This is a genomic window from Mesorhizobium sp. SARCC-RB16n (assembly GCF_008520305.1).
Taxonomy (GTDB): domain Bacteria; phylum Pseudomonadota; class Alphaproteobacteria; order Rhizobiales; family Rhizobiaceae; genus Mesorhizobium.
Genome location: NZ_ML703287.1, coordinates 88844 through 110447, shown reverse-complemented (window position 1 = coordinate 110447; position 21604 = coordinate 88844). Strand labels below are relative to the sequence as shown.

Here is a 21604-nt window from a genome sequence, read left to right as displayed (position 1 = left end):
TCGAATTTGTTTCCACTGGTTAACAAGCCAAACAGCGCGGCCGGTTGCGCCCGCGTCCTGGAACATGTGGGCAGGGATAACGTACATAGGTATCTATCCCGAAACGAAAGTTCGAATTGTCCGCATATGAAAGAGTTATGGTCAATTTCGAAACCAAACTGCAACAAAGCGCGGCTTTTGGCGGCATGATCCGGATACGAACCGGAGCCAAAAGTTGACGCAACGAAAGCAGACGGCAACGACCATGGGAACGAAAACGAACACGCGGTCCTGGCTCTTCAGGATCAGCATCGCGGCAGCGGCCACCGGCGGCGCCGGCACCATTGCCGGCAGGCCGGTGACGAAGCTGGCAGCGATGAGTTCGAGCGAGATTTCGACCCTGCACGTCGCCCTGTTTTGCGCCACGGTCTGGATCGTTTCCAGCCTGCGCATCGCCCGGTTGAAGGCCCTCTGGCGGGTTGGCCTTCAGCAGCTGGCATTGCGCGGCCCCTCCGGCAACTTGCTGCCGAGAGGACCGAAGGCCCGCGCCGCGACGGGGGGCTCCGTGGGCGGCGCGGGCACTTCGGGAGTTTCCTGAAGCGACCCGCGAACATTCATTTTTTGGGGAATTCCGACCATGAAGGCAACATTCGCAGCTTCCGTGCTTTCCGCACTGCTCTACGCGCAGGGCCTGCTCGGCTTTGCCGCACTCGCCAGCGTGCTCCTCAAGGAACGCGCTCACGCAAGCGAGTTCGGCAGCGACATGGGCTCGGGTCCGTCATTGCTGGTGGTGCGATGAACCTCGCGGGCATCGGCGCGGAAATGGAAAGTCCGATGCTGATCCGGGGAACCAGCTGGAAAAGACAGCCGTCAGTCGGCGAACTGCCGCGGCGGATCGAACCTGTAGCCGGCGCCGCGTATGGTGGTGATGGCCTCAGTGTCGAGCTTGCGGCGCAGCCGCACGATGCGCGAGTCGATCGAGCGATCGAAGGCGTCGGCATTCTCGGCCGGCGCCGCCGCGATAATGTCGTCACGCGTCAGCACCTTGCGCGGGCACGCCAGGAACAGCCTGAGCAGCGCCACCTGACCGGGCGAGAGCTGCTCCTGCGTACCGGAGCGATGCATGACGATCGCCGATCTCAGATCGACGGTGGCGTTCTCCAATACGATCAGTTCCTGGGTGCCTCTGCCGCGCCGCGAAAGCAGGCCGCCGACGCGCGCGGCGAGTTCTCTGACATTGAGCGGACTCTCGACGACATCGGCGGCGCCGAGCTCGAGCGCCAGCACCTTGTCGAGGAGATCGGCCGGCCGGCATATCAGGATGAAATCCGGTCCATGCTCGCCGCTCCCGCCTTGGCCGCCCCCACCTTGGCCGCCAAAACGCATGAGCAGATCCCGCCCTTCCGCCTGGCTGAGGCTGTCCCCGACGACGACGACATCGATGCCTCTGCCGGCCAGCAGCGATTCCGCCTCCCAGGGCTGCCGCGCCTGGCGCACGTCATGGCCGCGCCGCTCAAGATGGTCGGCAAGCTCGGTTGCGACGACGTCGGCGACGGAAACAAGCGCGATGACGGCTCGTGCGGCCATGTTTTCCAACCGTTCCTGGCAACCGGATATGAGTGCTGGACATGATGTTTATACCCAATCTACTTTCCACTGAAAGTGGGAGCGAGGCCATCGTGCGGGCAAGAATTGTCATCGTCGAGGACGAGCCCGACCTGAGGGACGCGGTCGCCGAATATCTCGGCGCCGCCGGCTATGATGTTGCGACCGCGGAAACCGCGGCCGCCGCGCGCAGCCTGATCGAGACACAGCCCTTCCATCTGGCAATCCTCGACATCGCCATGCCGGGCGAGGACGGCCTGTCGCTCGGCCGCTGGCTGCGCTCGAAAATGCCGATCGGCATCATCTACGCGACCGCCGCCGGCACCGCGCTCGACCGCATCGTCGGGCTGGAACTCGGTGCCGACGACTATATCGTCAAGCCGTATGAACTGCGCGAAGTGCTGGCCAGGGTGCGCAGCGTGCTGCGCCGTGTCCCGCAGCCGACGGAGCCGCAGGACAGGAAAGCCAGGACCGACCGGCGCTCCGTCGCTTTCGGCCCTTTCCAGGCCGATCTCGACGGCAGGTTGGTCACCGGCGCCAACGGCACGGTGATCGACATGGCAAAGAGCGAATTCGACGTGCTGGAAGTTTTCCTGACCCGCGCCAACCGGCTGCTGACCAGGGCAGCGATCTCCGAGGCGATCGGCTTCACCGAGGATCCGGAATCATCGCGCGCTGTCGACATCCGCATCATGCGCCTGCGCAAGAAGATCGAGACTGACCCGGCCAATCCGAAATTCCTGCGCACGGTGCGCGGCGAAGGCTATATTTTCTCGCTGCCGACCGGCGACGGCAACTGAGCATCAGGCCCAGGATTTCCGCTCCGCAGCCGTTGCCAGCCGATCGAATGGGCGTGACTCTGGAATGACGGCTGACAATGACGGGCGAGACGGCAAACACGGATATGCAGGGTTTCAGGCAGGGCGCGGCGATGGCGGCCGTGCGTGTCGTGCGCCGGCTGCGCGAGGCCGGCGACTGGCAGCGCGAAATGGACGGCATACTGGAAACGCTGTGCCACGCCATGGAGTGCCAGCGCGGCATCCTTTTCCGCCTGCGTGAGCTTCCCGGCCAAGGTTTCGCCCAGTCGGTCGCCGCCTACTGGATCGACCCCGATTTCGGCGGCGAACTGGCGTCACCGACCGTCATCATGCAGTCGATCGTCAATTCGGATCCGCTCCTGGAGCGGCTGGCCGAGGATGAGCGGCAGGGCAAGATCTTCGCCGGCCACACGCGCGATCTCGAAGGGTTCCTGAGGGCTGATTTCGAAAAGCAGAACATCAAGTCGTTCCTGTCGGTGTCGGTTTTCGCGCACGGCCATCTCTGGGGCACGCTCGCCGTCAATGATTGCGTCGAGGAGCGTGAATGGACCGACGAGGAAGAGGCGACGCTGCACATCATCGCGCTCGCCATCGGCGATGCCATCGAACACTCCCCCTCCGACGCCCATGCCAGCGAGGTGATCCGCCGCACCATGCTGCAGGCCTCGCTCGATGCCATCATCGTCATCGACGAAGCCGGATCGATCATCGAATTCAATCCGGCCGCGGAAAAGATGTTCGGCTTCCAGCGCAGCGAGATCCTCGGCAAGGACCTGCTCGATACCGTCGTTCCCGAATACTACCGCAAGGGCTATGCCTCCGGCGCCGACTACATGTCCGGCCGCGGCGCGCCGATGGTCGGCCAGCGGCTCGAGACGGTGACGCAGAATGCCGCCGGCGAGGTGTTCCCGATCGAACTGACGGCAACCGAAATGCGGGTCGCCGACCGCCGGCTGATCTTCGGCTCCATCCGCGACTTGCGCGAGAGGCTGCGCGCCGAGGAGGAGATCAACCGGCAGCGCGAGAAGCTGCACCAGAACGAGAAGATGGCTGCGATGGGCTCGCTGCTCGCGGGCGTTTCGCACGAGCTCAACAATCCGCTGGCCGTGGTGGTCGCGCAATCGACGCTGCTGCATGAATTCGCCACCGATCCGCAGACCAAGGTGCGTGCCGAAAAGGTGCGCGCCGCCGCCGAGCGCTGCGGGCGCATCGTCAAGAGCTTCCTGTCGATGGTCCGCCTCCATCCGGCGGCGCAGGCCGAGACCGATCTCAACCAGGTGATCCGCGCTGCTCTCGAGGTGACCGCCTACGGCGCGCGCTCGAGCGGCATCATCATCGATACCGATTTCGCGCCCGGTCCCCTGCTGGCAATGGCCGATGCCGATCACGTGACGCAGGTGGTGGCCAATTTTCTCATCAATAGTCAGCATGCCCTGGCCGGCGTCGCAAGCGACCGCCTGATCAAGGTGCGGACATTCCGCGGCGACCGGGGCAATCCCGGCTTCTCGGTCGAGGACAACGGGCCCGGCATCCCCGAGGCGATCCGTTCGCGCATTTTCGAATCCTATTTCACCACCAAGCCGGTCGGTGTTGGCACCGGTATCGGCCTGTCGATTTCGAAATCCATCATCGAGCGGCACAATGGCGCTGTCTGGTTCGAGGAAGTGCAGCCGAGGGGCGCGCGTTTCGTCGTCCAGTTGCCCGCCATCTCGGCAGGCACCGCCGCCGCTGGCGAAAGCCAGCCACGATCGAGCGGCCTGCGCCATGCCCTGATCATCGATGACGAGCCCGATGTCGCTGGTTCCTTGTCCGACATTCTCGAATTGATGGGCATCAAGTCTCGGATCGCGCCGGTCTGGGAATCGGGCGCCGCCACCCTGAGTGGCCACATGCCGCCGGACATCGTCTTTTCGGATCTGCGCATGCCCGGTATCAGTGGCATTTCGATCTACCGCGAACTGCTCACAGAGCGGCCCGACCTGGCGCGGCGCTTCGTGCTGGTCACCGGCGACCTCATCGGCGCGAAGGCGGAAATCGAAGCCTTGCCGGCGCAGCAGCGACCACAGATCCTCGAAAAACCGTTCAGCACGCTGGACGTGCGCAGCGTGCTTTCGACCATTGCCGAGCAGGCCGCGTTGGAAGCCTAAGAAAGAGGCCCCCGGCCGACGTCGCGGCGGGAGCCGAAGGGAGTGCTGGAGGAAGCGCTCGGGGGGGCCAGGGCATGATCCCCACGGGAACCGGTTTTCGGGAGCATGGCCAGGCAGAAACCCGAAGACAGAAATCAGAAGATGTTCGGCGTGCCGGTCAGCGGCGCGGCGTTGGCGATCATGCGGATCGCGCGGGCCTTGTGCGTTCCGGACTGCTCGGCAATGGCGCGCAGGCAATCCACACTCTCGGCACCCCAGGCCTGCCCCTTGCAGGCGAAATCGATCGTGGGCATCGGCAGGCGGGCGGTCGTGGTCGTGGTCGGCGCACCCTCGACGATGTTGGCGGGCGGATTCAACGAAGCGAAGGCTGGGCCGACCGTCGGCGTGAACGCCATGCCGGCGAAGGCGCAAGCAGCCAGCGCCATGAACATTGCCATCGGGTGGTCGCTGGCACGCTGGCGAAGCGCCAGCTTCGGGCGGCGGTCAGCGCGCTCTGGAGCCTGAAAGCGGTTGCCGCTGGTGATCTGGACTTTCGCATGCATCATCATCCCCTTCGTTGATTTTCTTTTTGCGATAAAACGAATTTAATCGCGCTTTGTAACGGCGCTAAGGTGACGAGAGCCCGGCAATGTAACCGGATTGAAACATCAATACGGGCAAAACCGGGCAAAATCACTCATTGGCTATTTTGATCCGCGCCGGCGGGTTACCCTGCGTGCATCCGTCGGCAGCCGACGCGAACGGCGCTTTTTTCTTGCCGGCGAGAGACCTTGTCCGAACGGTGCGATTTGCAGCGTGAACCGGCGACGGGTGGAGGTCATGGAACTCTGACTAACACCCGGATTTTCCGGCGTTTTCAGAGCCCGCAGCGGAGCAAGATTCCGTTGGAACCGGGGCTGACATTTTCGCTGTGGAATCTGCGTATTTCCACAAGCCATTGCATTTCAATGCAAAATATGATTATATTGAATGCATATTCAATAAAAAGAAGAGACGTTTTATGAACCCGCACCTCCGTGACGTGGCAATCCCGAACGATTGGGACCGGCGGGGATTACCGGGCTGGAGTTACCATTCCACCGCCCTTCTCGAGCTGGAAAAGGAGCATGTCTTCCGCAATCATTGGCAGATCGCCGGGCATGTCTGTGACATACCGAATGCCGGCGACTACCTCACCATGGATGTCATTGGCGAGCGCGCTCTGATCGTGCGCGGCAAGGACGGCGTCGTGCGCGGCTTCAACAACATGTGTCGCCACCGCGGCAGCCGCGTCGTGGCCGACAGCCAGGGCAATTGCAAGAACGCGCTGGTCTGCCCGTTTCACGGCTGGGTGTACAATCTCGACGGCACGCTGCGCGGCGCCGCTCGTCCGCGCTCCTTCCCCGACCTCGACAAGACCGAGTTCGGCCTGATGCCGCTCGATCTCGAAGTCTGGATGGGCTTCATCTTCATCCGCTTCCGCAATGGCGGGCCACAGCCCTCCGTCGCCGAGCTGTTGAAGCCGATCGAACCCGAATTTGCGCATTACAAGGCCGCCGACATGGTGCCCTCCTGGGGTATCTGGACCCAGAAGACACCGGTCAACTGGAAGTCGGTGCGCGACGTCGACAACGAAGGTTATCACGTCGCCATGGCGCATCCGGCCCTGCAGGATCTCTACGGCGCCACCTATTTCGACGAGCCTTTCATCAATGGCGTATCGCGCTCCTTCGCCACCTACAATCCGCATGCCGGCCGACGCTGGAGCGTCAAGAACTACGTCAAGATCGCGCCGGAGCCGACACATCTGCCGGACCATCTCAGGAAGGCCTGGGTCTATTACGGCATCTTCCCCAACGCGGTTCTCTCGGTGATGCCGGAATCGGTGCAGTTCTATCAGGAGTTTCCGCTGTCGACGGGTGAAACGCTGCTGCGTGGCGCGATCTACCGCTATCGCGACGAAAGCCGCGAGCAGGCCGCCGCCCGTTACCTCTCCTTCCGCATCGATCGCGACACCATGTCGGAAGATGTGCAGCTCTCGGTCTGGTCGAACGAATCCATGCTGTCCGAGGCCTTCGAGGGCTTTTACCTCTCCGACCTCGAATATGGCGTGCGCACCCACCACGACCATCTGCGCAAGCAGATTCCGGTACTCGGCCTGGAGACCGCGCCGGAGGAAAAGGACATGTGGAATTTGAACGACGCGCTGCGGTCGCGAGGGTAAGAACGCTGGTAATTGGCGAAGCCGCCAATGACAGCGCCCCTCTCCCCGTCTCTATACGGGGAGAGGATGCCGGCAGGCAGGTGAGTGACAGCGCCGAGCTTGTAAGGTTATCGCTTCACGCGGGAGTTCGCCGGCATGGAGGCCAATTGCCGATGTCGGCGCCGCCCTCATCCGCCCTCCGGGCACCTTCTCCCCGTAAAACGGGAAGAAGGAAGAAACTCACCCCCGCCACACACCCTCTTTCCTGAGATCGTCCATTGTCCGCGAAATGCCTTCGCGCAGGATGCCCACCATGTCGTCGATCTGCTCGCGGGTGATGATGAGCGGTGGCGACATCACGCACATGTTGATCAGCGGCCGCACCAGCAGGCCGAGTTCGTGGCAGTGGGCGTCGATGCGTTTGCCGACATCCTTGTCGAGCTGCAGCGGATCCTTGCTTTCGCGGTCGGCGACGCATTCCACGCAGCCCATCAGCCCCACGCCGCGCACTTCGCCGACCAGCGGCAGCTCTTCCAGCGTCTTCAATTGGGCCTGGAAATAGGGCGCCACGGCCTGAGTGTGGGCAAGCACGCCCTCCTCCAGCAGGTCGAGATTCTTCAAGGCCACCGCGCAGCCGACGGGATGGCTGGTGTAGGTCAGGCCGTGGCCGAACAGCGCGTCGGGATGGTTGGAACGACGCAGGTTTTCCAGCAGCAGCTCCGAGATGATAACGCCGCCGAGAGGGAAATAGCCTGAGGTGACGCCTTTGGCGAAGGTGATCATGTCGGGATCGATGCCGAAGACATCGCCCGAGGCGAAGACATGGCCAAGCCGGCCGAAGCCCGTCACCACCTCGTCGGAGATAAAGAGGATGTCGTTTTCGCGGCAGATCTCGCGGATACGCTTGAGGTAGCCGTCGGGCGGCACGACGACGCCGCCGGAGGCCTGCACCGGCTCGCCGACGAAAGCGCCTATTCTGTCGGCGCCGACGCGCGCGACCGTGTCGCGGAACTGGTCGACGAGGAAATCGGTGAAGTCGGCAAGGCTCATGCCCTTGGGCCGGCGGAAGGGATCGGGCGAGGCCAGCTTGACCACCAGTTCGTCGGCGCCATCCATCCAGTCGCGGTCGCGCGGGCGGCCGTTGAGCGAGGCCGACAGATAGGTCGAGCCGTGATAGGCGCCGCCTCGGCTCAGGATCAGCTTCTTTTCCGGACGGCCGCGCACATTGTTGTAGAACTGCATGAAGCGCAGCGCCGTCTCAACCGCTGACGAGCCACCCGTAGTGTAGAACACATGACTGAGGTCGCCCGGGGCATGGCCGGCGATGCGTTTGGCAAGTTCCGCCGATGGCGCGTTCATCGTGTACCAGGGCGTGTTGTAGGACAGCGCCATCGCCTGGTCGTACATCACCCTGGCGAGCTCCTCTCGACGATGGCCGACATTGACGCACCACATGCCGGCAGGCCCGTCGATCAGCCGCTTGCCGGTGCTGTCGGTGATGTAGATGCCGTCGCCTTCGCCAATCAGCGCGCGTGCCTCGGTGCCGACGGAACCGGCATAAGGCCAAGGCTGGATGAGATGACGCTTGGCCAGTTCGACCGCATCATCACCTCCAGCGCCCGCCACTTCGCTCGCCTTCAGGTCTCTCACGGCCGCCATCGTCGCCTCCACATCATCCCATCGAATTTTTCCGGCCATCAATCTGGTTCGCTATAGCGGAAATCGCCGCCCTGCCCACACCATTTTGAATGTCCGTTCAATCAATATTGCAGAATTAGCGCTTGATTTCAATCCGCGGATGCGCGCATGATGAAAGAAAGCCGGCAAGGGGAACAATAGCCGGCGCCAGCCCAATGGGATGCCGTATGGCGGGACAGTCCAGGCTAGCGACCGAAATCACACCCGGAGCCCTCCAATGACGGTGGCTGCGGAAGGGTCGCCCCCGTTGCGCATGACGCGGGCCAGACGAAATGCCCTTCTGCAATCCGAGCCAGTACAGGGCTTTGCCCTGATCAGCCCGACCTTCCTCTACGCGCTCATCCTGCTGGTCCTGCCGATACTGGTGGTCATCGCCCACTCCTTCTGGACGCAGCACTACCTGACCATCGACCGCACCTTCACGCTGGAAAACTACCGCATTGCGCTGACCGAGCCGATCTACCGTGATCTCTTGTGGCGCTCGCTCTACATCTCGCTGACGGTCAGCCTGTTTACCGTCCTCCTCGCATACCCGATCGCCTATTTCATTTCCTTCCATGGCGGCCGCCACAAGAGCCTGTGGCTGTTCCTCATCACCATCCCGTTCTGGACCAGCTATCTCTTGCGCGTGATGTCGTGGAAGGTCATCCTGGGCTATAATGGCGTCTTGAATTCCGGCCTGATGGGCCTTGGCATCATCGACGAACCGTCGACCGCCCTGCTCTACAATTCGAGCGCCGTCATCATCACGCTTACTCATGCCTGGGCGGCCTTCGCCATTCTGCCGATCTTCGTGTCCCTGGAGAAGGTCGACCGCACGCTGGTCGAAGCGGCCACCGATCTTGGCGACGGCCCCTTGCGCTCGTTCCTGCGCGTGACCTTGCCTCTGTCGGCACCGGGCGTCATCTCTGCTGCGCTGATCGTCATGATCCCGACGGTCGGCGACTATGTCACGCCAAAACTTGTCGGCGGCAAGGACGGCGTCATGATCGCCAACGCCATCCAGGCACAGTTCGGCAAGGCGGCCAACTGGCCGCTGGGTGCCGCCCTGTCCGTCACCACCATGCTGATCGTCTCCCTGATAGCCGGCGCCACGGTGCTGATCATCCGCACCCTGCAAAGGATGGCGCGATGAGGGCGCGGCGCTTCCTGCCAGGCGGCTGGCTGTCTGCCTACGCGTTCCTCTACATCGTCTTCCTCTACCTGCCCGTCATCTTCCTGCCGATCTTCTCGGTCAACACGGCAGCGACCCCGAAATTCCCGCTGACCGGCTTCACCTTGCAATGGTACGAGGACCTGCCGCGCACACCGGCGCTGCTCGACGCCGCATGGAACAGCCTGATCGTCGGCGTGTCGGCTTCCTTGCTCGCCACCGTGCTCGGCATTCTCGCCGCCCGCTCGATCACCCGCTACCGCTATCCCGGTCGCCGTACCATAAACGGCCTGATCATGGCGCCGCTTGTGCTGCCCGAGGTCATCGTTGCCATCTCCATGCTGCTGGTGATGCTGCAGCTCGGCTTGAGCCTCTCGCTGTTCACCGTCGTGCTCGGCCACGTCCTGATCTGCATTCCCTATTCGATGACGGTGCTGACTTCGGGGTTCGAGGGTTTCGACCGCAGCCTGGAAGAAGCCTCCGCCGACCTCGGCGAGAGCGCCTTCGGCACCTTCCGGCGCGTGACGCTGCCGATGGTGGCGCCGGCGATCATTTCCAGCCTGCTCGTCTGCTTCACCATCTCGCTGGATGAGTTCATCATCGCCTTCTTCCTCACCGGCACCGAGGCGACGCTGCCGATCTACATCTGGGGCCAGTTGCGCTTCGCCTCGAAACTGCCCGGCGTGCTGGCGCTGGGCACGCTGCTGCTGGTTGCCTCATTCCTGCTGATGACAATTGCCGAAATCCTGCGTCGCCGCGCGGCCAGACGCACCCAGAACGAGGGAGGCCTCTATGCCTGAGCAGCCGCAGATCGAACGCCCTCACGCGGACAGGATCCAATCCGAAAGACCGATGATCGAGATCCGCAACGTCACCCGCAGCTATGGGGCATTCAAGGCGCTTGACGATGCCACCCTGACCATCAGGGAAGGCGAGTTTTTCTCGCTGCTCGGCCCGTCCGGCTGCGGCAAGACCACGCTTTTGCGCATGATCGCCGGCTTCGACAACCCGACCAGCGGTTCGATCGCGGTCGGCGGCCAGCCCATGGAAGGCATCCCGCCCAATCGCCGGCCGACCAATATGGTGTTCCAGAGCTATGCGATCTTCCCGCACCTCAATGTCGAGCAGAACGTTGCCTACGGACTGAAGCGGCTGAAATTACAAGGCGGCGAGGAGAAGCGCCGGGTTGAGGAGGCGCTGGCGCAGGTTTCGCTCACCGGCCTCGGCAAGCGGCTTGCCACAGAGCTTTCCGGCGGCCAGCGCCAGCGTGTGGCGCTTGCCCGTGCGCTGGTGATGCGGCCAAAAGTGCTGCTGCTCGACGAGCCGCTGTCGGCGCTCGACAAGAAGCTGCGCGAGCAAATGCAGGTCGAGCTGCGCCGCCTGCAGCAGGCCGTCGGCATCACTTTCGTATTGGTCACCCACGACCAGTATGAGGCGCTCGCCATGTCCGACCGCATCGCCGTGATGTTCGGCGGCAGGATCGCGCAGGTCGCCTCCCCAAAGGAAATCTACCAGCGTCCGGTCGACCGCCAGGTCGCCGACTTCCTTGGCGGCATGAACTTCGTCAAGGCTGAGATCGTCGAGGAGAACGGTGCCTCGCTGGTCGTCGACACGCTCGGATTCGGCCGCATCAAGACCGACAAGCCGAAGGCTTTCGTGCGCAATGGCGGCGGCGCGACGCTGGGCATCAGGCCGGAGCGGCTGCGCGTGCTATGGGACAATGCGACAGCTAAATTCGAGGTCGCCGGCAAGGTGGTCGAGCGCCACTATTTCGGCGAGATCACCCATCTGATCGTCGAGATCCCCGGCCTGGAAAAGCCGCTCTCGGTGACCGAGACCAACGATTTCGGCGCCGATGACATCCCGGTCGGCACCTCCATCCGCCTCGCCTACGATCCCGAAGCCCTGGTCGCGATGGCCGACTGAACATCGGCGATGATCCTGTGCGCCGCGATGCGCCCGGCCACGATCGCGCCTTCGACATAGCCCGGGAATGACGGCGACAATTCCGACGAAGCGAAATGCACCGGCGGCGCACCGGCAAGAATGGTTCGCTCGGCATCCCTCGCCGTCACATCGACGATCAGGTCGCTATAGGCACCGCCGCTCCAGCGGTCATGCGTCCAGTCGCGGTGGCTGAAATCGAGAATATCGGCGGCATCGGGGCCGAGCGCCTCTACAAGTCTCGTCGTCACGTGCGCCCGCAGGTCCCCGTCGCCGAGTTCGTGCCAGCGCAGAGCCAACGGTCCGCCGACGAAGACGACAAGCGCGGCATGATCGGAATCCTTGCTGGCGTCGCAGGCAAACAGCCCCGGCAGATCGCGCCACATCACCATCCCGCTCAAATCCCGCCCGCGCCAGAATGGCCTGGGATAGCGCACCAGGATCTTGATCACCGCGCCGCTTTCCCAGGCACCGAGCGCCGCTTCCAGGGCTGCTGGCAAGGCGGGCTTAAAATCGAGCTTCGCGGCAGTCGCCGGCGGCACGGCGACCAGAATTTCGCGCGCTTCGACCACGCCATTGCTCGAGACAACACGCACTCCCGGCAGTCCGTATTCGATGCCGGTGACCGGTTCACCGAGCCTCACCCGGCCGCCGAAATCCCTAGCCAGATCATCGGCCAACGACTGCATCGTCTCGCGCAGGGAATATTGCAGCTCCGGCACCTCGTTGGTGATACGGCGATCATTGTCGATCAGGTACCAGAGTGGCACCTTCTCCAGCGCCAGGCACCACAGGCCCTCGATCATCGACCGGAAGGCCGCCTTGGCATTAGCCGTGTCATCTTGCCTCTCCAGCCAGTCGGCAACGGTCAATCCTGCAATGGCAGGATCGTTGGGCTCGATCCTGTTCATGCGTTCGCGGATTGCCATCGAGGCATGATAGGTGCGCCCGGCCTGGCCGACCGACATTGGCGGGTGGGTGATGAAATCGCCCTCGACATAAGTCTCGACAAAGGTCTTGCCCCGGGTCCGGGCCAGTTCCATCAGCTGCGGCATGTCCTCGCACAGGAACTGGCCGCCGCTGTCGATGCGCTCGCCAAGTCCGTTTCGCACCGCCTCGACGCGGCCGCCGACACGATCGCGGGCTTCCACCAGCACGAAATCGACGCCGGCGCGCTTCAATTCAATCGCGGCCGAGAGGCCGGTGAAGCCGGCCCCGACGATGACGACGCCGGTCCTTTCGGTCTTGTCGCTCAATAGCCGGCCTTGATCTTCTCGAACTCATCGACCATCCGCTTCTTCAGCTCGGGCGGCACCGGCTGCTGGAACAGTGTCTTGTCGAGGAACTTGTCGAGATTGTCGAAGCCACGGTCGGCCAGCACCTTGTGGTCGATATTAGCCATCCCGGCGCCGTTGCCGTGACCGTAGCCGAAGGTCTTGACCATATAGTCTGACACGCCAGGCGCGTTGACGGCGCTGAGGAAGTCATAGGCTTCATCGAGCTTATCGGGCGCATCCTTCATCAGTACATAGCCGCATACCCAGGTCGAAATCCCTTCCTTGGTCTCGCGATTCATGGCGATCGGCAGGCCCTGTCCCTTCAGCGTCACGAAGGTCTCGTTCCAGCCCCAGACGAGATCGACCTCGTTCCCGATAAAGGCCTGGTTGAGGTCGGTGTCGTCGGTCCAGTAGAAACGGATATTCTTGTGCACGTTGCGCAGGAAAACGGACGCTTGCTTGAACTGGTCGTCGGTCATCTTGGTCCAGTCCTTGAGACCGATGACCAGGCTCGCCAGGGCATAGGCGTCGTCGACATTGTCGCCGATGGTGACGCGGTTCTTGAACCGCGGATCGGCGAAAATCTTGAGCGATTGTGCCTGTTCGGCCGTCACCTTGTCGGTGCGGTAGAGCAGCGACGTGTTGCCCCAGTCGAATGGCATGAACCAAGCCTTGCCGTCGGCGGTGACGGCAAGATCCTTCATCGCCATGATATCGGGATTGAGGTCCTTCCAGCCGGCGATCCTGGATGTGTCGAGCGGCTGCAGCATGCCGGCCTCGCGCCACTTCACCACGCTTTGCGAGCAGGGGTGCGCTACATCGGCCTTGAAGCCCGCCCGCATCTTCTCGAAGGCTTCATCCTCGTCGCCGAAGAAGGCGAAGGTCGGCTCGGCGCCGTATTTGGTCGAGTACGCCGGGTGCAGCAGCGGATCCTCATAGCCCGACCAGTCGAACACGACGAGGTCGCTGCCGCCTTCGGCGAGCGCGTAAACCGCCCCGGCACCAACCATACATGCGGCGGCGATGACAAGGCGGCGAAGCACTGAATTCATGGCGCGAAAACTCCCCCGTCGCAAAAGGTATCGAGAGCGAGGTTAGGCAAATTCAAGCGCTTTGGCGAGCCCATCCGCCGCCGCTGCCGGCGCGCGGACGGGCTCGGCAGGCAGAGGCTCAATAGCCGGCTTTGATCTTCTCGAACTCGGCGATCATCTTGAGCTTGAGATCGGACGGTAGCGGCTGCTGGAACAGCGTCTTGTCGACGAATTTCTGCACGTCGTCATAGCCTTTTTCCTTCAGGACGGCCTGATCGACGCCGGCCATGCCCTTGGCGTTGGCCTGGCCGTAGCCCCAGTCCTTGACCAGGACCTTGGCGATCTCCGGATCGTTGACTGCGTTGAGATAATCATAGGCCTTGTCGATGTTGCCGGGCGCGTCCTTGAACAGCACATAGCCGCAGACCCAGGTCGAGATGCCTTCCGCCGTATCCTTCTTTGACTTGATCGGCACGCCGGCCGCGACCGACTGCACGGTCGCATCGTTCCAGGCCCAGGCGAGGTCGACCTCGCCGCCGCTCAGAAGCTGGACGACGTCGGTGGTGTCGGTCCAGTACGAGCGCACGTTCTTGTGCACCTGGCGCAGGAAGTCGGACGCCTGCTTGAACTGATCGTCGGTCATCTTGGTCCAGTCCTTCAGGCCGATGGCGAGGCTCGCCAGCGCATAGGCATCGTCGACATTGTCGCCGATCGAGACTCGTCCCTTGAACTTAGGATCGGCGAACGCTTTCAGCGACTGCACGTCCTTCTCGTCGATCTTGGAGGAATTGTAGGTAAGCTGCGTGTTGCCCCAGTCCCAAGGCATGAACCAGGCTTTGCCGTCATCGGTCGTGGCGAGATTTTTCATCGCCATAATGCCCGGATTGAGGTCCTTCCAGCCCGCGATCTTCGAGGTGTCGAGCGGCTGCAGCAGGCCAGCCTCGCGCCACTTCGTCACGCTCTGCGAGCAGGGATGGCCGAGATCGGCCTTGAAGCCGGAACGGACCTTCTCGAACGCCTCATCCTCATCGCCGAAGAAGGCGAAGGTCGGCGAATCGCCGTTCTTCTCGACATATCTCGGGTGGAAGCCCGGAGCCTCATAACCGGACCAGTCGAACACGATCAGGTCCTTGTCGGCGGCGATCGCCAGTGCGGCGGAAGCCGCCAGTGCACCAGTCAGCGCGAGCGTCAGTGTCAGGCGTCTTGTCAGTGTCTTCATTGCTGTCCCATCCTCTGTGGTTTTCTTATGGTTTGGTCTTTTCTTATGATTTCGTCGGGCCGACGGCCTTCAGCGGATAGTGCCTTGGGAATGCGGCCGACAGGAATTCATTGGCCGCCTGCAAGGCGGTCTCGCGCGTGGTGTCCTCAGTGCCCATCATCAGGCGCAGCCACAGTCCTTCCAGCATGGCGCTGAGCGCCAACGCCATGACCTGGGGCTCGTAGGCGTAGCCGCCGCTTTGCTTGAGGACCATGCAGAGGTCGATGAAAATATTCTGATACATGGCATCGCGAGCGCTGCTCAGTGCCTGATAGGTCGGCCGCGACTTGGCCTCGCCCCAGAAGGCGCACCAGGCGGCAAGCTTGCGCTTGTTGCAGATCGACCGGTCGAAATCGGCCGCGACCAAAGCCTGGAGCTGGCGGGCGGGATCATCTCCTGCCTTTTGCAAGGCATTGCGCCAGTGCGCGGAATACTCGTCGTACATATACTGCAGTGTCGCGACGAGCAGTTTTTCCTTGCTCTCGAAATGGAAATTGACAATGCCGCGCGACAGGCCGGCACCGTCGGCGACGTCGGCCATCGTCGTTTCCGAATAGCCGCGCTTGGCAAGCGAATCGATCGTCGCCTCGATGAGCTGAAGCTGCCTGACTTCCTTCGACGCCTTGCGCCCGCGCTTTTCGGATTCGGCTTTCCGCGCCGGTTCAAGGAGCGCGTCCCTGGCGTCTGCCGTCTTCATGGGTGTGATGGCCTCCAGCATCGCCGGCTATCCCTCTGCATCCGGCTTCCACCCGCGAAGATGAGTGGGACGGTGCTCGCCGCTGTCAAGCACCTTCTGCATGGCTTCCCAGGTTCGGATGTTCTTGTCGACATAGGTCGCGCCGACCGCGGCGGCAACGGCCGGATAGAGCGGTCCTTTCAACCTTTCGAGTTCCCCGCGCGCGACCTCGCGGTACCAGGGATTGCGATCCCTGACGGTGACATCGGCAAAGCCCGCCTTGCGCATTGCTTGCGCATAGCGCGCCGGCGATGCCATGGCGAAGGACAGCCCTTCGGCGGCGACATAGGCCTTCATCTCGGGCGACGGTTCACCGTCATGCGAAATCATCCAGTTGGAGGCCGCAAAGACGCCGCCCGGCTTCAGCACGCGAAAGATTTCGGCGAACAACGCGTCCTTGTCGGGCACATGCAGCAGGGCGTCCTTGGAGAAGACGACATCGAAGGAGCGATCTATGAAAGGCAGCGGCCCCGGCGGCCCCTGGATAAAATTGGCCCTCTCCACCAGCGCACGCGCCGCGGCACGCTGTCTGGCCGCCATGATCACAGGATGTTCGACATCAAAACCAGTGACGTGGGCAGCGCCATGCCGTTCGACCAGATGCAGCGCGATGCCGCCGGCGCCACAGCCGATATCGAGGACAGTCTTGTCCTCGAGCCAAAGCCCCTCGACCACCCGGTCGACCTCTTCAGGTCCGCCCGGCGACAGGTAGCCATCGCCCCACAGCGCTTCGAGGAAACGGATGGCAGTGTCGTCATACTCCGGCCCGGCATTTGCCGTTTCGATCATCAGCCCTCGGTCCCCAATCGACGAATGCCTGTTTCGAACGCCGGCAAAGCGTAATCCATGTCCGGAAAAAAGCAATAACATTTGTTGAACATTCATTCAGTATGGCTGGACAGAATGGCTGATGCCATGCCAAATTCCACGCATTCGGGAACAGATCACGCAAAAATGAAGAGCGGGTCGCCTAAGCAATTCCAGGAAAAGTGTGAGCGGTTTTCCGTCCGGAATTGCGCAAAACAGGGAAGACCGGGCCACAATGAAAGCTTGGGATGCGATCGTCATCGGCGGCGGACACAACGGCCTGGTCAATGCCTGCTACCTGCAGCGCGCCGGTCTCGACGTACTGGTGGTGGAGAAGAACGACTGGGTCGGCGGTGCTGCCACGAGCCGCGAGCTGACGCCGGGCTTCCTCTATTCCAACTGCTCCTATGTCTGCTCGCTGTTCCGCCCCGAGATCATGCGCGATCTCGAACTGCCGCGCTTCGGCCTGCAGGTCATTTCCTATGAGGGCGGCGCGGTGTTTACGCGAGATGGCGACTATCTCGCCAACTACCGCGACCACGACGCGCACCGGCGCGAATTCGCCCGCTTCTCCAAACGGGATGCCGAGGCCTATGACCGCTATTCGCGCGACGTGACGCGGCAGTGCCGCTTCATCCAGCCACTGTTGATGCGCACCGCGCCAGATCCGACCAGCCTCAAGCCACGCGACCTTGGCGAACTGCTCTATCTCGGCAAGAAATTCGCCGACCTGTCATCAGAGGAAATGGCGCTGACGCTGCGCTTCTGGACCATGTCGATCTCGGAATTCCTCGACGAATATTTCGAGACCGATGTCATCAAGGCGAACTTCGCGCTGTCCGGCATCATCGGTACGGCACTCGGGCCGATGTCGCCAGGCACCGCTTACGTCCTGCTGCACCACTATATGGGCGAGGTCGACGGATCGGTCGGCGCCTGGGGCTATGCGCGCGGCGGCATGGGCGCGATCACCAAGGCACTGGCAGCCTCCTTCAAGGCGTCCGGCGGCACGATCCGCACCGGCGCCGAGGTCGATCATGTGCTGGTGCACGGAGGCAAGGCCAAGGGCGTCGTGCTGGCCGGCGGCGAGGAGGTCTACGGCAAGCTGGTCGTCTCCAATGCCGACGTGAAGCGCACCTTCCTGAAACTGGTCGAGGAGAAGGAACTGCCCGACATTTTCCTGCGCCGGGTGAAGAACTTCAAGATTCGCGGTTCCTCCGGCAAGGTCAACATAGCGCTCGATTCGCTGCCGGAATTCCCCGCACTGCCGAAGGATTCGCCAGTCTATCGCGGCGACATGCATTTCACCGATTCGATCGAGCGCATGGAGCGCGCCTATGACGACTGGAAGGCCGGCCGCTGGTCCGCCGATCCCTTCCTCGACATGGTCATCCCGACCACACTCGACCCGACGATGGCGCCGCCGGGAAAACATTTCATGAGCTGCTTCGTGCAGTACGCGCCGCCCAGGATCGCCGGTCGCGAGTGGACGGACGCCGATCGCGACGGCTTCGCCGAAAGCGTGATCGCGCAGATTGCGGAGTATTCGCCGGGCTTCCGCGACCGCATCGTCCATATGGAGGTGCGCACGCCGCGCGAAATCGAGGCCGAGGTCGGCCTCACCGAAGGCAACATCTTTCAGGGCGAACTGACCTTCGACCAGCTTCTGTTCAACCGCCCGGTGCCGGGCTACGCACAGTATCGTTCACCGCTCAGTGGCCTCTATATGTGCGGCTCCTCGACCCACCCTGGCGGCGGCGTGATGGGTGCGCCCGGACGCAACGCCGCGGCGGAAATTCTGCGCGACCTCGCAAAATCCACCTCGCATATGAGCCCGGCACATGACGTCATTTGATGCCCTAAAATGGGATGTGCTTGTTGTCGGCGGCGGCCACAACGGGCTTGTCGCTGCCGCCACGCTGGCGAAGGCCGGCCGCAAGGCGCTGGTGCTGGAGGCCGGAGCCGAACTCGGCGGCGCCGCGCGCACCGAGGAATTCGCGCCGGGTTTTCGCGTCTCGTCGATCGCGCATGTGCTGAACCGGCTGCATCCCGATGTGGTAAAGACGCTGGAGCTGGAAAAGCACGGGCTGCAAATCGCCCGCGCCGACTTCATCCCGTCAGTCGCATTGTCGAAAGATGGACCGCCGCTTGTCCTGCATGGCGCCTATGGCGAGGTGCTGACCGGCGTCAGTTCGTCGGAACAGTCCGCCTGGAAGGAGTTGCGCGCACAACTGCTGCGCTACGCCGGCATCCTGAAGCCCTTCCTGTCGCGCCGGCCGCCCGATCTCGGCGGCATGTCGCTGCTGGAGACCGCATCGCTCGGCCAGTCCGCGCTGGCGCTGAAGAAACTTGGCAAGGAAGACATGCGCGACTTCCTGCGCGTGCTGTTGATGAACGTCGCCGACCTGCTTGACGAACAGCTTACCGACGACAGGCTGAAGGGCCTGCTCGCCTTCGACGCCACGCTTGGCAGCCATCTCGGCCCGCGCTCGCCGACCTCGCTGCTCGGGCTCTACTATCGGCTGGCCGGCGAGATCGGCGGTGCGGCCGGAGCTCAATTGCTGCCGCAAGGCGGCATGGGCGCGGTGGCCAACGCCATCCGCGCTGCTGCCGAAAGGGCTGGCGTCACGATCCGCACATCGGTGCCCGTCGCAAGGGTCATTGTCGAGAAAGGCCGCGCCGTCGGCGTGGCGCTCGACAATGGCGAGGAGCTTCGCGCCAGGACGATCGTCTCCGCCATCAACCCTGCGACCACCGTCCTCGATCTTGTCGGACCGCGCGGGATCGACACCGGCTTCATGCGCAAGGTCAGAAATATCCGCATGAAGGGTGATGCCGCCAAGCTCCATTTGGCACTCGACCGGCCCCCGCAATTTGCCGGGGTCGATGCTCCCGACCATAAGGGGCGTCTCGTCATCGCGCCCTCCCCCGACCATGTCGAGCGTGCCTTCAATCCATCCAAATATGGCGCGTTCTCGTCCGAGCCGATGATGGAAATCACACTGCCCAGCCTCGCCGATCCGTCACTCGCGCCCGACGGCGCCTGCGTGCTGTCGGCGGTGGTGCAATACGCGCCCTATCAGTTGAAAGAGGGTTGGGATGCCGGCAAGCCGAAATTCGTCGAGGCAATCATGGCTCAGTTGGAAGCTTACGCGCCTGGCATCGCCAAAACCGTGCGCCATGCCGAACTTCTGACGCCTGCCGATATCGAGAAGCGTTACCGCATGCCGGGCGGCCACTGGCACCATGGCGAATTGCAGGCCGATCAGATGCTGATCTCGCGCCCCGTCTCCGGCTGGTCGGGCTACGACACGCCGATTGAGGGCCTTTTCCTGGCCGGCGCCGGTTCGCATCCTGGCGGTGGCGTCTCCGGCGCGCCCGGCCTCAACGCCGCACGGCGCATCATCGCGATGAAGGGGTGACGGGATGTCTCGGTTGGCCAACACCGCACCCTACGGCGAAGGAACGCTGCCATGACCAGTCAGCTCGACAACGCGGCCCGCACCCTCGCGCAATCCCACTTCCGCACGCTGCGTCTCGGCACGCCGTTCCAGCCGCGCATCGATGCGCTGGCCAAGACCCAGGACTGGTACAATTGGGCCGGCTACCGCGCGCCGCATTCGCTGTGGGACGAGGAGCTCGAATATTTCGCCATCCGCAGCCAGGCGGCGCTGTTCGACATTTCGCCGATGACCAAATACCGGATCGAGGGGCAGGATGCCGAAGCCTTCCTCGACCGCGTCACCTTGCGCGATGTCACCAAGCTCAGGTCCGGTCGCGTTCAGTACACCGCGTGGTGTGATGACGAAGGTTTTGTGCTGGACGACGGCACGCTGTTCCGACTTTCGCCAACCCGATTCCGGTTGTGTTCGCAGGAACGGCATCTGCCCTGGCTGCTGGACAGTGCCCTTGGTTTCGACGTCATCGTCGAGGAAGAGACCGAGGCCGTCGCCGGGCTCGCCATGCAGGGTCCAACCTCCTTCGCCGTGCTGCGCGATGCCGGTTTCGCCGGAGTCGAGAAGCTGAAAATATTCGACCTTGCGGAGTTCCCGCATGACGGCGGCACGATCGTCATTTCACGCACCGGCTTTACCGGCGATCTCGGTTACGAGCTGTTCGTTCTGGCCGACAAGGCGCTCAGCCTGTGGGATCGGCTGATGACGGCGGGTGAACTGCGCGGTGTCAGGGCGATCGGCTATAACGCGCTCAACCGCGCCCGGCTCGAAGCAGGGCTGATCGTCGCCAACGCTGATTTCACAACCGCCGAACATGCGATCCGCACCGACCGCCTGCGCATGCCCGACGAGATCGGGCTCGGCTTCATGATCGATCCGGAGAAGGGCCATTTCAACGGCCGGCGCGCCATTCTCGAAGCGAGGGCGAAACGCAAGCTGCGCCATGTGCTGGTCGGGCTGGAGATCGAGGGCAACATCCCGGCCGAGCACGCCATCGTCTACCACAAGAAGAGCCAGGAGGTCGGCCTAGTCAGCGCCGCCATGTGGTCGCCGATGGCCAAGCGCAACATCGCCATCGCCTCGCTGGCGCGGCCATACGGTGATACCATGGTGGAAGATCTCTGGGTCGAAATCTACGCCATGCGCGAGCTGCAGTACCAGAAGCTGATGAAACGGGCCAAGGTCATGGCGCGACCCTTCATAAAGCTCGACCGCCGCACCGCCAACCCGCCGGCGGATTTTTGACCATGGCCGAGGAAGCCGGCAAGCAGCAGGAAGATGGCGAAGCCGCCGAACAGTGGGAACTGGTCAACACACCGCTGGGCGAGAAATGGTCCGGCCGCACGCGTTATGCCGCCGCCATGTTCTTCTACAAGCGCGACGAGATGAGCGCGGAGACGCTCGAAGTCTACCGCATCTGCGCGCGGCTCGATGCGGAAAACCCGCTGCCGATCATCAGGGATCGCGGCGTCGGCAAGGATTGGCTGAAGCGCATGGGCTTCGAATAAGCCACT

20 protein-coding genes are annotated in these 21604 nt (G+C 62.9%); 12 read left to right on the top strand and 8 right to left on the bottom strand.

What is annotated here, in order from left to right; genetic code table 11:
• Window positions 1-244: 244 nt before the first annotated feature.
• Entirely contained in the window at window positions 245-577 is a 333-nt protein-coding gene (locus C7I87_RS28530; RefSeq protein WP_149907357.1) for a hypothetical protein, read from the top strand.
• A 39-nt stretch (window positions 578-616) separates the two neighbouring features.
• Complete coding sequence (locus C7I87_RS28525; RefSeq protein ID WP_149907356.1) at window positions 617-778, top strand: hypothetical protein; 162 nt, start codon at window positions 617-619, stop codon at window positions 776-778.
• A 71-nt stretch (window positions 779-849) separates the two neighbouring features.
• On the opposite strand, the gene C7I87_RS28520 is transcribed toward C7I87_RS28525, so the two are convergent.
• On the bottom strand, window positions 850-1566 hold the full coding sequence (locus C7I87_RS28520; protein WP_149907355.1) for a winged helix-turn-helix domain-containing protein: 717 nt from the start codon (window positions 1564-1566) through the stop codon (window positions 850-852).
• 44 nt (window positions 1567-1610) lie between these two features.
• On the opposite strand from C7I87_RS28520, the gene C7I87_RS28515 reads away from it, so the two are divergent.
• The gene (locus C7I87_RS28515; protein WP_188394040.1) at window positions 1611-2384 is read left to right on the top strand and encodes a response regulator; all 774 of its coding nucleotides are present in this window, start codon (window positions 1611-1613) and stop codon (window positions 2382-2384) included.
• A 77-nt stretch (window positions 2385-2461) separates the two neighbouring features.
• Entirely contained in the window at window positions 2462-4549 is a 2088-nt protein-coding gene (locus tag C7I87_RS28510) for a PAS domain S-box protein (protein WP_188394038.1), read from the top strand.
• A 134-nt stretch (window positions 4550-4683) separates the two neighbouring features.
• Here the strand turns inward: C7I87_RS28510 and C7I87_RS28505 are convergent, their stop codons facing one another.
• Window positions 4684-5091 carry a hypothetical protein gene (locus C7I87_RS28505; RefSeq protein WP_149907353.1) on the bottom strand — a complete coding sequence of 136 codons (408 nt, stop codon included), beginning with the start codon at window positions 5089-5091 and terminating at the stop codon, window positions 4684-4686.
• 458 nt (window positions 5092-5549) lie between these two features.
• On the opposite strand from C7I87_RS28505, the gene C7I87_RS28500 reads away from it, so the two are divergent.
• Window positions 5550-6752 carry an aromatic ring-hydroxylating oxygenase subunit alpha gene (locus tag C7I87_RS28500; RefSeq protein ID WP_149907352.1) on the top strand — a complete coding sequence of 401 codons (1203 nt, stop codon included), beginning with the start codon at window positions 5550-5552 and terminating at the stop codon, window positions 6750-6752.
• 219 nt (window positions 6753-6971) lie between these two features.
• On the opposite strand, the gene C7I87_RS28495 is transcribed toward C7I87_RS28500, so the two are convergent.
• A complete protein-coding gene (locus tag C7I87_RS28495) occupies window positions 6972-8390 on the bottom strand; it encodes an aminotransferase (RefSeq protein WP_149907351.1) in 1419 nt (472 codons plus the stop codon).
• A gap of 256 nt (window positions 8391-8646) precedes the next feature.
• Here C7I87_RS28495 and C7I87_RS28490 point away from each other — a divergent pair, with 256 nt between their 5' ends.
• Genes C7I87_RS28490 through C7I87_RS28480 form a run of 3 tightly spaced genes read left to right on the top strand, consistent with a single transcriptional unit; the run spans window position 8647 to window position 11508 of the window.
• The gene (locus C7I87_RS28490) at window positions 8647-9564 is read left to right on the top strand and encodes an ABC transporter permease (RefSeq protein ID WP_149907350.1); all 918 of its coding nucleotides are present in this window, start codon (window positions 8647-8649) and stop codon (window positions 9562-9564) included.
• Window positions 9561-10382, top strand: a complete 822-nt coding sequence (locus tag C7I87_RS28485; protein ID WP_149907349.1) for an ABC transporter permease — start codon at window positions 9561-9563, stop codon at window positions 10380-10382. The genes C7I87_RS28490 and C7I87_RS28485 overlap by 4 nt, the downstream gene beginning before the upstream one ends.
• Before the next feature lie 52 nt (window positions 10383-10434).
• Entirely contained in the window at window positions 10435-11508 is a 1074-nt protein-coding gene (locus C7I87_RS28480; RefSeq protein WP_149907391.1) for an ABC transporter ATP-binding protein, read from the top strand.
• Here C7I87_RS28480 and C7I87_RS28475 read toward each other — a convergent pair.
• The 5 genes from C7I87_RS28475 to C7I87_RS28455 all read right to left on the bottom strand — a co-directional run bounded on the left by C7I87_RS28475 (window position 11472) and on the right by C7I87_RS28455 (window position 16617).
• Window positions 11472-12782, bottom strand: coding sequence for a flavin monoamine oxidase family protein (locus C7I87_RS28475; protein ID WP_149907348.1), 1311 nt, complete (start codon window positions 12780-12782; stop codon window positions 11472-11474). The two genes, C7I87_RS28480 and C7I87_RS28475, sit on opposite strands and share 37 nt — an antisense overlap.
• The gene (locus tag C7I87_RS28470; protein ID WP_149907347.1) at window positions 12779-13855 is read right to left on the bottom strand and encodes an extracellular solute-binding protein; all 1077 of its coding nucleotides are present in this window, start codon (window positions 13853-13855) and stop codon (window positions 12779-12781) included. Before C7I87_RS28470 ends, C7I87_RS28475 begins: the two co-directional genes overlap by 4 nt.
• Window positions 13856-13973: 118 nt before the next feature.
• Window positions 13974-15053, bottom strand: coding sequence for an ABC transporter substrate-binding protein (locus C7I87_RS28465; protein ID WP_149907346.1), 1080 nt, complete (start codon window positions 15051-15053; stop codon window positions 13974-13976).
• Between the two features lie 43 nt (window positions 15054-15096).
• Window positions 15097-15810: a transcriptional regulator BetI gene (betI, locus tag C7I87_RS28460; protein WP_149907345.1), complete on the bottom strand. Its 714-nt coding sequence runs from the start codon at window positions 15808-15810 to the stop codon at window positions 15097-15099.
• Window positions 15811-15816: 6 nt separating this feature from the next.
• Window positions 15817-16617, bottom strand: coding sequence for a methyltransferase domain-containing protein (locus C7I87_RS28455; RefSeq protein ID WP_149907344.1), 801 nt, complete (start codon window positions 16615-16617; stop codon window positions 15817-15819).
• A gap of 253 nt (window positions 16618-16870) precedes the next feature.
• Between C7I87_RS28455 and C7I87_RS28450 the strand changes: the two genes are divergently transcribed.
• From C7I87_RS28450 to C7I87_RS28435, 4 genes are read left to right on the top strand one after another with little or no spacing between them, the layout of a single operon-like run.
• Window positions 16871-18490: a phytoene desaturase family protein gene (locus tag C7I87_RS28450; protein WP_149907343.1), complete on the top strand. Its 1620-nt coding sequence runs from the start codon at window positions 16871-16873 to the stop codon at window positions 18488-18490.
• A complete protein-coding gene (locus tag C7I87_RS28445) occupies window positions 18477-20057 on the top strand; it encodes a phytoene desaturase family protein (RefSeq protein ID WP_149907342.1) in 1581 nt (526 codons plus the stop codon). Before C7I87_RS28450 ends, C7I87_RS28445 begins: the two co-directional genes overlap by 14 nt.
• Before the next feature lie 51 nt (window positions 20058-20108).
• Complete coding sequence (locus tag C7I87_RS28440; protein ID WP_149907341.1) at window positions 20109-21335, top strand: aminomethyl transferase family protein; 1227 nt, start codon at window positions 20109-20111, stop codon at window positions 21333-21335.
• A gap of 2 nt (window positions 21336-21337) precedes the next feature.
• Window positions 21338-21598 (top strand): hypothetical protein, encoded by a 261-nt coding sequence (locus C7I87_RS28435; protein ID WP_149907340.1) that lies wholly within the window; start codon window positions 21338-21340, stop codon window positions 21596-21598.
• The last annotated feature ends 6 nt before the right edge of the window (window positions 21599-21604 follow it).